This window comes from Dolichospermum circinale AWQC310F, assembly GCF_000426925.1.
Classification (GTDB): domain Bacteria; phylum Cyanobacteriota; class Cyanobacteriia; order Cyanobacteriales; family Nostocaceae; genus Dolichospermum; species Dolichospermum circinale.
The window spans coordinates 111,968-121,391 of the sequence record NZ_KE384665.1; the positions used below are offsets into that span (position 1 = coordinate 111,968).

At 36.6% G+C, this 9,424-nt stretch carries 8 protein-coding genes and 1 pseudogene; 4 read left to right on the top strand and 5 right to left on the bottom strand.

Annotation, left to right across the window (positions count from 1 at the left end):
- Positions 1-13 precede the first annotated feature (13 nt).
- Positions 14-3,262 carry a type ISP restriction/modification enzyme gene (locus tag ACIR310F_RS0103220; RefSeq protein WP_028082576.1) on the bottom strand — a complete coding sequence of 1,083 codons (3,249 nt, stop codon included), beginning with the start codon at positions 3,260-3,262 and terminating at the stop codon, positions 14-16.
- Positions 3,263-3,676: 414 nt separating this feature from the next.
- Here ACIR310F_RS0103220 and ffh point away from each other — a divergent pair, with 414 nt between their 5' ends.
- Positions 3,677-5,122, top strand: a complete 1,446-nt coding sequence (gene ffh / locus ACIR310F_RS0103225; RefSeq protein ID WP_028082577.1) for a signal recognition particle protein — start codon at positions 3,677-3,679, stop codon at positions 5,120-5,122.
- Positions 5,123-5,310: 188 nt separating this feature from the next.
- Positions 5,311-6,144 (top strand): Uma2 family endonuclease, encoded by an 834-nt coding sequence (locus ACIR310F_RS0103230; RefSeq protein ID WP_028082578.1) that lies wholly within the window; start codon positions 5,311-5,313, stop codon positions 6,142-6,144.
- A 58-nt stretch (positions 6,145-6,202) separates the two neighbouring features.
- On the opposite strand, the pseudogene ACIR310F_RS27535 reads toward ACIR310F_RS0103230, so the two are convergent.
- A pseudogene (locus tag ACIR310F_RS27535) lies at positions 6,203-6,256 on the bottom strand (cyanobactin biosynthesis PatC/TenC/TruC family protein); the annotation flags it as partial.
- A gap of 42 nt (positions 6,257-6,298) precedes the next feature.
- Between ACIR310F_RS27535 and ACIR310F_RS24035 the strand changes: the two are divergent.
- Complete coding sequence (locus ACIR310F_RS24035) at positions 6,299-6,514, top strand: hypothetical protein (protein WP_071604781.1); 216 nt, start codon at positions 6,299-6,301, stop codon at positions 6,512-6,514.
- An 86-nt stretch (positions 6,515-6,600) separates the two neighbouring features.
- Here the strand turns inward: ACIR310F_RS24035 and ACIR310F_RS0103235 are convergent, their stop codons facing one another.
- The 3 genes from ACIR310F_RS0103235 to ACIR310F_RS21430 form a co-directional block, all read right to left on the bottom strand.
- Entirely contained in the window at positions 6,601-6,789 is a 189-nt protein-coding gene (locus tag ACIR310F_RS0103235; protein WP_028082579.1) for a cyanobactin biosynthesis PatC/TenC/TruC family protein, read from the bottom strand.
- 14 nt (positions 6,790-6,803) lie between these two features.
- Entirely contained in the window at positions 6,804-7,007 is a 204-nt protein-coding gene (locus tag ACIR310F_RS0103240) for a cyanobactin biosynthesis system PatB/AcyB/McaB family protein (RefSeq protein ID WP_028082580.1), read from the bottom strand.
- Between the two features lie 358 nt (positions 7,008-7,365).
- The gene (locus ACIR310F_RS21430; RefSeq protein ID WP_231387374.1) at positions 7,366-9,003 is read right to left on the bottom strand and encodes a S8 family peptidase; all 1,638 of its coding nucleotides are present in this window, start codon (positions 9,001-9,003) and stop codon (positions 7,366-7,368) included.
- Positions 9,004-9,233: 230 nt separating this feature from the next.
- On the opposite strand from ACIR310F_RS21430, the gene ACIR310F_RS24040 reads away from it, so the two are divergent.
- Positions 9,234-9,383 carry an anacyclamide/piricyclamide family prenylated cyclic peptide gene (locus ACIR310F_RS24040; protein WP_081677544.1) on the top strand — a complete coding sequence of 50 codons (150 nt, stop codon included), beginning with the start codon at positions 9,234-9,236 and terminating at the stop codon, positions 9,381-9,383.
- The last annotated feature ends 41 nt before the right edge of the window (positions 9,384-9,424 follow it).

The following is a 9,424-nucleotide window of genomic DNA, read 5'->3' on the forward strand; positions in this document are numbered from 1 at the left end:
CCTATATAACTGATCATTCTAAGGGAAAACCAGGGATAATTGTATCAATTTCCTCCATTATTTGTAAAGTTTCTGTTAAAGCAATGACAATTTTTTGATAGTGGTTAATTTCCTCTATAGATAATTCTCGTTTGGCGTTTTTTCTATCTTTTAGCCATTTATCCAATACCTGATATCCACCAATCTTAAATTCCCAGATATGGGGGGGAATATCGGTAAAATAACTCTGTTTATTTATATAAACCCTTTGCAATTCTGAATTATAAGTAACTTCAGTAACTTGATTATCTCCTATTCCTTGATAGGTGGTAATTAAATAATTGAATATATCCGATTTCATTAAATGTAAATTAACTAATTCTTCTCCTTTAATAGCTAATTCGGTAAATAGGTTTTCATTACTGGTTAAAGGAAGACGGGGAAAATCTATTTTTAAAAACTCAGCGTAGCGAGTGCGATAAGTAGGACTATGAAATATTGCATAGGCATAGTAAAATATTTGTTCAGGTGTGGGTATTTTACCCAGTTTAGTTTTGATAGCTGCTAAGAATTTTGGAGATAAATTAGGAGTTTTTTCCAGGAAAAGGTTAGTTTGTTGATTTTCTGTATTTGGATAAGTGTAAAGAGGAAAAACATAAGTTAATTCTCTACTTTTCAATGATACAATACAACGTTCTGTTAAAATTTCTGAACAAAATATATGATAAAAACCTGGTTCAACTTGTTGACGACATGAAAGTAAAGCAATATTATTACCTTTTAATAAATGTGCCATTAATTCCTTACGACTATCTCCTCTTTCAATAATCTTAGGATTATAATAAACCCAGCGATTATCAAATGGCCGATAAGCATATAATAATACATTTGATTCAATTTCATTTTTTTGGATATCTAACTTAGCTTTTTCTAAAGTCCAATATTCTGTATCTTTAATATTATACTTTTGTTTTAATTCTTCTAAGTTAGTATTTATTGCAATATCGCTAAACCTATTTATTAGGTTTTCTCTATCATAATCAACACATAAATTATCCCTTCTCGTTTGTGAACCAGCAGCATAAATTGGAAAGATATCAGTAATACTTAACTCTCTTTTATATTCATCTTCATAATCAAGATTTTTTGGTGCAAAAAAGTAATTAGGTGCAGCAGGTTTTACCTCTATCCAATCAACATTATCTAAACTTGCAGACTCTAAAAAATTATATTTATCCTCACGATTTCCCCATAAATCATAATATAACACCTTAGCCATTTCCTTAATCCCATCTCTGGATTTATAAGCAGTAGAACCATAATCAGGTTTACTTTTTTCCCGCACAGCAATTAAAATGGCCACACCTTGCTGAATATCAAAAACATTTTGATCAATATTACCATCTGGAGTAGTTTCTTTTAATAAAGAATTACCATGTAAATCCATAATATATAAAGTATCAAAATATTTTAATAATTCCTCCCTCATTCCTCGATGAATTAAACCATTAAGATAGGAATGATTAGTAATAAAACCAATAATACCCGCATTATGACTGTTATTTTCTATTTGATATTGAGCAAATCTGATAAATTTGATATAATCATCATCCAAAGGTTGAATATTTTTCTCCCCTTCTAATCTTACCCTACCTTTATATAATTCTAAAAGTTCCCCAATATGGGTTAATTCTGTAATAGTTTTCCCAGCTTTACCAGGTTTATAAATTCTATTCCACACTGAACCAGTATATTCCACATCTGCTAAATATTTTTCATCTTGGTTTAAGATTCTTTTGCGTTTACTAGCATTTTGAGAACTGACAGAATAGGGAGGATTTCCTAACACCACAGTAATGGGAATTTCTGTTTTTACCTTTGCTGCTTGACTGGATTCTTCCGCGATAATTTGGGTAATACCAGAGATTAAATCACCTTGTTTTATTCCTTCTTCCAACGCATTAGTTAAATAGATTTTTAATCTTTCATTTGGTGCAAATTTATATTGTAAATATCCCAATAATACACCTATTTTTAAATGTGCTATGGTATAAGGAGTCATTAATAACTCAAAACCAAAAAGACGATTTAAAAGTTCTGTATCTCTTAATAAATTTTCCCAACTACGAATATCATATTTAGCAAAATTATCACGAATTTGTTGAATAACTGCATATAAAAATGTTCCTGTTCCTGTTGCGGGGTCAAGAATTGTTACTCTTCTATTTCCTAAACCATATTCTAAATCAAAAATTGTTCTATCTACTAAAATATCATTCACAGCACGCACGATAAATTTAACCACAGGTTCAGGAGTATAATAAACTCCGCGACTTTTTCTTAATGATGCTTGATAAGCAGCTAAAAATATTTCATAAAAGTGAATTACTGGATCTTCTGTGCGCGTTTCTCGACCAAGATTTTCTAAAATATTGGTCATATCTATTCTATTAAATAAATCAATTAAATTTTCAATTGATTTGTGAATTTTACTAACGCTACCAGTTCCTAAAACTAAATCAAATAAACCTTTTAAAAAAGGGATTATATCACTAATATAAATACTGGCTGTAGTGCGATTAAATGCAAATTCTTCAGGGTTTTGTGTATGACCGATTTTCGCAGTAAATAACCCATAAGCAATAGTTTGGGCGTACATATCTGCAAATTTATCATTATCTATATCTAACAATAGTAATTTTTTAAATGTTTCTTTGAGGCTATTTAATTCTTCTGTAGGATCTTCTATTACTAAAGATGATTCAATAGCATTTCTAATAGTTTTAGTATAAGCAGCCATTTCCTTAGCTAAATCATAGTAATTATTAATATCTTTAGCTTTTTGATTCAGAAATGATTGTAATAATTCTGTGATAGGTTTTAAATCATCAACTAGAGTAATTTCTCCTTGTTCTAAAGTAGCTAATTCAGCGATTTTTTCACATTCTCCATCTACATACCAACGGAATTGTAGGTAATTAGTGAAGATGAAGTTATAACCTATATTTGATTCTAAATAACGTTTAATTTGCTGTTCATTTTTTTTAGTTAATTTAGTGATATTGACATCAATATCTTTAGCTTCTATATATCCTACAACTCTATCATCTTTTCTGATAGTTAAATCGGGTATTCCTGCTTGATTACCTTTTTCTTCTACTATAGTATTAATGCCAATGTCTAAACTCTCTATTAAACTTTGTAAACTGGAGTAGTGACTGCGTTCTCCACTATGTTTAATATTCTTTTGTAGGTTTTGGATGTAGTTATTAAAGTTATTCATAGTTGTTGTTTTTTATATTATTGAATGTTCAGAATAGCATATATTTTTGAAAATTGCATTGATAAAAATTAAATTTTATTAATCCTTAGTAAAAAATTACAATTATAGATTTTAGATTTTAGTCTATATAGAAATTTTCTTTGGAGCCTACCAAAGGTGTTTAAAATCATTTCGCTCATGTTTTTGTCATATAGATTTCTTTGTAACATACAGTAGTTACCCTGATTTCCTCCGTAGTTTTTCTGTCTAGATTAGTTTTTTTTGTATAGTTGAAGATACTTATTACCAACTAAAACACCTTCAAAATTACGGTTTACCAGATTCATCAGTTGCTAGACTCAGATAAGCTAGTAAAGAAGATCCTTAAAAACTGAGTAAATATTCTCAACAGACTAACTACGTTATAACTGAATTATGTTTGATGCACTATCTGACCGTTTAGAGTCCGCCTGGAAAAAACTGCGAGGACAGGATAAAATATCAAAATCCAACATTCAAGACGCTTTACGGGAAGTGCGTCGGGCTTTGTTGGAAGCAGATGTTAATCTTCAAGTCGTTAAAGATTTTATTAGCGAAGTTGAAACCAAAGCACAAGGGGCTGAAGTTATCAGCGGTGTGCGTCCTGACCAACAATTCATCAAAATTGTTTATGATGAACTGGTGCGGGTCATGGGAGAGGAAAATGTTCCCTTAGCAGAAGTTACAGGGAAAACCACGGTTGTCTTAATGGCTGGCTTACAAGGGACCGGGAAAACCACAGCTACAGCCAAATTAGCCTTACATCTACGCAAACAAGAGCGTACTTGCTTATTAGTGGCTACGGATATTTATCGTCCCGCAGCAATTGATCAATTAATCACTCTGGGTAAGCAAATTGACGTACCAGTTTTTGAACTGGGAATTGCAGCAGACCCGGTAGAAATTGCGCGTCAGGGTGTGGAACGCGCCAGAGCAGAAGGCATAAATACAGTAATTATTGATACTGCTGGACGGTTGCAAATTGACGAAGGGATGATGGCGGAATTAGCCCGCATTAAACAGGTAGTTGAACCCGATGAAACCTTGCTGGTTGTGGACGCAATGACCGGGCAAGAGGCGGCAAATCTAACGCGCACATTCCATGATAAAATTGGCATTACAGGGGCAATCCTGACAAAAATGGATGGGGATAGTCGAGGTGGTGCAGCGTTATCTGTGCGGCAAATTTCCGGTGCGCCGATTAAATTTGTGGGTGTGGGGGAAAAAGTCGAGGCCTTGCAACCATTTTACCCTGAACGGATGGCTTCGCGGATTTTGGGCATGGGGGATGTTCTTACCTTAGTAGAAAAAGCCCAAGAAGAGATAGATTTGGCCGACGCGGAGAAAATGCAGGAGAAAATCCTGTCAGCGAAATTTGATTTTACTGACTTTCTCAAGCAAATGCGGTTGTTGAAAAACATGGGGTCCTTAGGTGGAATCATGAAGATGATTCCGGGTATGAACAAGCTTTCCGAAGACCAACTGAAGCAAGGAGAAACCCAGTTAAAACGCTGTGAAGCGATGATCAATTCCATGACTGGAAAAGAGAGACGTGATCCAGATTTATTATCTAGTTCTCCCAGTCGGAGAAAGAGAATAGCGGCTGGTTCTGGATACAGAGAAGCGGATGTAAGCAAATTAGTGGCAGACTTTCAAAAAATGCGATCGCTCATGCAGCAAATGGGACAAGGGGGCATTCCCGGTATGCCAGGAATGTTTGGGGGTGGAAATCCTTTAGCCGCAGGAAATCGTCCTTCACCCGGCTGGCGTGGCTATCCCGGTGGCGCACCACCAGCGAAGAAAAAGAAGGAGAAAAAGAAAAAAGGTTTTGGCACTCTTTAAAATTTAAGCACAAAATCCCGGATTTCTTCCATAAATTCGGGACTTGCCAAAGGCAATAACTACGGAGTTTGTCTAAAGTCTCAAAAAACGCAAAGCGATCGCAAATGACTATAATTGTTAATATATTCATCAGTGCCGCTGCTTGTGTTCAAAACTTTATTTACCTTTGGTAAAATGGAGATTCAGATATGGTACAGCAACTTATACCACCAGAAATCATCTACCCTGATAGTGATGGCAACCCTATGTCTGATAATACTAAACAATATGAATGGATTGTTAAAATTAAGGAAAATTTAGAAATATTATTCGCACCAAACGATGATGTATTTATAGCTGGTGATTTACTTTGGTATCCTGTAGAAGGAAGTGTAAAAACCCGACAAGCACCTGATGTCATGGTGGTGTTTGGAAGACCCAAAGGTGATAGAGGTTCTTATAAACAATGGCAAGAAAATAATATTCCTCCCCAAGTGGTATTTGAAATCCTTTCTCCAGGAAATACTATCAAGGAAATGGCCAAAAAAATCCTCTTTTATCAGCGTTACGGAGTAGAAGAGTATTATATATACAATCCAGATACAATTGAATTAACAGGATTTATTCTTGAACAAGAATGTTTAGAAGCAATTGAGGATATTAATAATTGGGTCAGCCCGCGTTTAGACATACGTTTTAAACTCACAGCAGATAACTTAGAAATTTATTATCCTCATGGCGGTAAGTTTCTCACATCTGTAGAATTAAATCAATGTGTTGAAGAAGAAAAGGAACGTGCCGACCACGAAAAACAACGCGCAGAACAAGAACAGCAACGTGCTGAACAAGAAAAAGAACGTGCTGAACAAGAAAAAGAACGCGCCGACCAAGAACAACAGCGTGCTGAACAAGAAAAAGAACGTGCCGACCAAGAACAACAGCGTGCTGAACAAGAAAAAGAACGTGCCGACCAAGAACAAAAAAATTATCAAGACTTATTAGCAAAATTAGCAGCTAAAGGTATTGATCTCAATAATCTCTAAAAATTAGAATTATATCCCCAAATTCTCAAAGAAGTCGGGGATATGAAAACTGCACCAACTAACACCAAATACGACCACGACGGAAAGGTTTATCAGGTTCAGTGTGTTGGGATTTTTAGAATATATAATAGCAAATCCTCAAAGAGCAAGATATATGACTACAATTCAGGTTAAAAGCTTCACCCTAGAAGAATATCACGAACTCATCGAAATTGGCTTTTTAAAAGAAGATGATAGCTGCGCTCGCCGTAGGCATCACATTCAATTAATTAACGGAGAGATAATTGCTTTGGGTATACAAATAAGCGAATTGTTTTACCTACTCAGGTTATATCTTTACCTTGGTTTACTGATTTACAGCTTGATTTAAGTAAAGTGTTTCCTGTGTATTAATGAATATCCCCAACTTCTCAAAGAAGTCGGAGATATGAAAACCGTACCAACTAACACCACCAACTAACACCAAATCCGACCACGACGGAAAGGTTTATCAGGTTCAGTTTGTTGGGCTTTTTGTCTAGCCATTTCCTGGGACCAAAAACCATAATCTTCCAAGCCAGTGGACAAAATATTGCGTTTAATTTCTGCTGTTTGTTTGGGTTCTGGTTGACTCGAATTTGCGGGGGTTTTCTCTTGTTTACTCATAACTTTGATGACTCCTAAATTGCACAACTGCAAGAAGATTTAATTTGCTGATAACTACGATTTTGAAATGCGGCGGGGTCATTATAATTAGCACCATGTAATAAGTCCATACGAATGCTAACTAAGTCCTCAACTCTACCATGAATGACATCAACAGAACGATGAGGATAAATAATATCTGGTCTTTTTACCGGAGGGGAAAGTTTGGGTAATCTCATAATCAATTTTAGATTGTAGGTTGGGTTGACGTATGTTACCCAACATTAAAAAACTCAACATGATTTTCTCATTCCCATACTCCGTATGGGAATGAATTCTAGAAGGCAGAGCCTTCTATTAAGGGAACACCAAAAAATAAATTACCTAATTTTGTGGGATGGGCATCCTGCCCGTCCTTGATGATTAGCGGGCAAGATGCCCGCACCACAAGAAATTTTTGGGTATTTTTTTAATTGGAAGTCCCTAAAGCAGAGTCAGAGCCTCTGTAACCGCATTCCCAGTCTCTGACTGGGAACGAGATAAACGAGATAAAAGACTTTGTTGGGTTGCGCTGTTGCTTAACCCAACCTACCACTATTAATAAGGAGTAGACCAAGAACGGACTTCGCCCAAGGTGACAGGAATAATATCACTCACATCAATTGTAAACCGGAATAGTTTCTTAGCACGACGGCTATTTTCAGGGTCAAAGAACTTCAATTTTACATCCCAACAATCACTATCTAAACGACAGAAAGGACTTTTCTCTACAGTAATACTATCCAACTCCATACCAGTGGATACAGCTTCCGCAAAGGTAGAAGCCGCTTGAAAAGCATTTGTAGAGGCAAAATTTAACGCCCTATCTTGGGAAGTTGTCCCTAAATTCCGTAAATCATAATAAATACGGCTGAGGAAACTACCCAAAGTCCGACGAATAGATTCTTCTTGGGCTTCTGTAGCTTGTGCTTGTACTGTCTCAATAGCAGCCTGAACTAAAGTATTCACTTTCCAACCATACAGTCCGCGAGTGTTGGGAACTTCAATTACTGGCACAACTTGACCAGAAAATAGTTTTACACTGCGTCCTGATAAAATACCGGGAATACTGACTCTCTCTACATAATTCTCGCTGTCTTCAGCTTGAATTTGTCCCGATAATAATTGTTGTAAAATTTCATAGACATCTCTGGCAAAAGCCCCACCTGGTTCTATGGCATAGATAGGAGTTAATTCTAAATTCAATGTCCAAATTAAAGACTTAGTCTCAGAAAGATTATCTCCTAAATAATCTACCATTTGCCGTGCATCATAAGGGTTAGCGGGAATCGCTGTTCCGTCTATTTGTACTCCCGGCATTAATTGTTTAAAAGAGTCTCTTCTGGCTTCTGAACCAAAATCGTAACCCAGTGTACCTAAAGCATACACTAAGTTAACTTGAGCGAGGTCGCTGGGCGCTTGACTAGCAGTAATGTAATTAGATGTACGATTTGACATGGTAGTAGATTGAGAATTGGATGAATTTGTGAAAGGTGCGGAAGTTGTCACAGCAGGAACTACTGGGAAAAATTCAGGGGGTATAAATTCCTCCGAGTTGGTTTCTGGTTCAGCACTATTTGTAATCTCTGCACAACCGCAACCAGCAGCTTCAACGCTGTCAACGGTTTCTACTGTATCTAATTCTTCGGACATTGTTCCTCCTGTAAAATATGCTAATGCACCAGAAATATTTAATTTGCCTAATAAACAACGACTAATATCGTCTGTATCCTTGGTTGTGCAAGGTATAGCAGTTTCTAATAAAACCCTTCTCACCTGAGCGGGGTCGGGTGTTTCACCACGTTGAACTTGCAGACTTAGGAGTAAAGCAGCGACACCGGAAACAATGGGAGTAGCAAAGCTAGTACCACTGAGTTTTTGTGTCCCTCCCCCCGGTTTTGTCCCTAAGATGTTTTCTCCCGGTGCAAGAATGCCTTGGTTTTGATAGCTTTCCCCCCAGTTACTAAAGTCTATGGGTTTACCTTGGTCATTCATTGCCCCTACTGCTAATACGGTGGGTAAAGAGGCAGGAACGTGCAAACAGTCACAACCATCATTACCAGCAGCAGCCACAATTAAAACATTGTGATCTTTACATAGTTGCACAGCCTTATCTAACCAGCCTTCTGCTTCACCATTATCAGTGAGTTGTCCAGCACTGACGTTGATAATATGCGCCCCGGCATTAGTTAACACTAAAACTCTACCTCTCCCTAACCCTCTCCTAAGAGGAGAGGGAACAGGAAAAAAACTTGAGAATTTAAAGAGTTTAAAGCCTCTTTCCTACAAGGAAACAGGTTTTATATAAAGCTTCGGGTGAATCACAACTCGTTAAATTACCCTTCAAAATCAATTTAACGCCTTCACCAAACCAGTCTTCTTCATTGTGAAGAAGTTAAACGAACAAACAAAAAGGAAAACACACCATGACTAAGAAAAACATCCGCCCCCAACAAGTTGCTCCCGTAGAACGGGAAACCATTTCTACCGCTAAGGATGAAAGCGGTCAGGTTACAGCCCAATGGCAGTTTAGTATACATTCTGCTATTCCTTTTGCGGGCGACGACGCGGAGTAAGTCACCCCATTCTACCACTCACCTCAAAAAATATCAAAAGT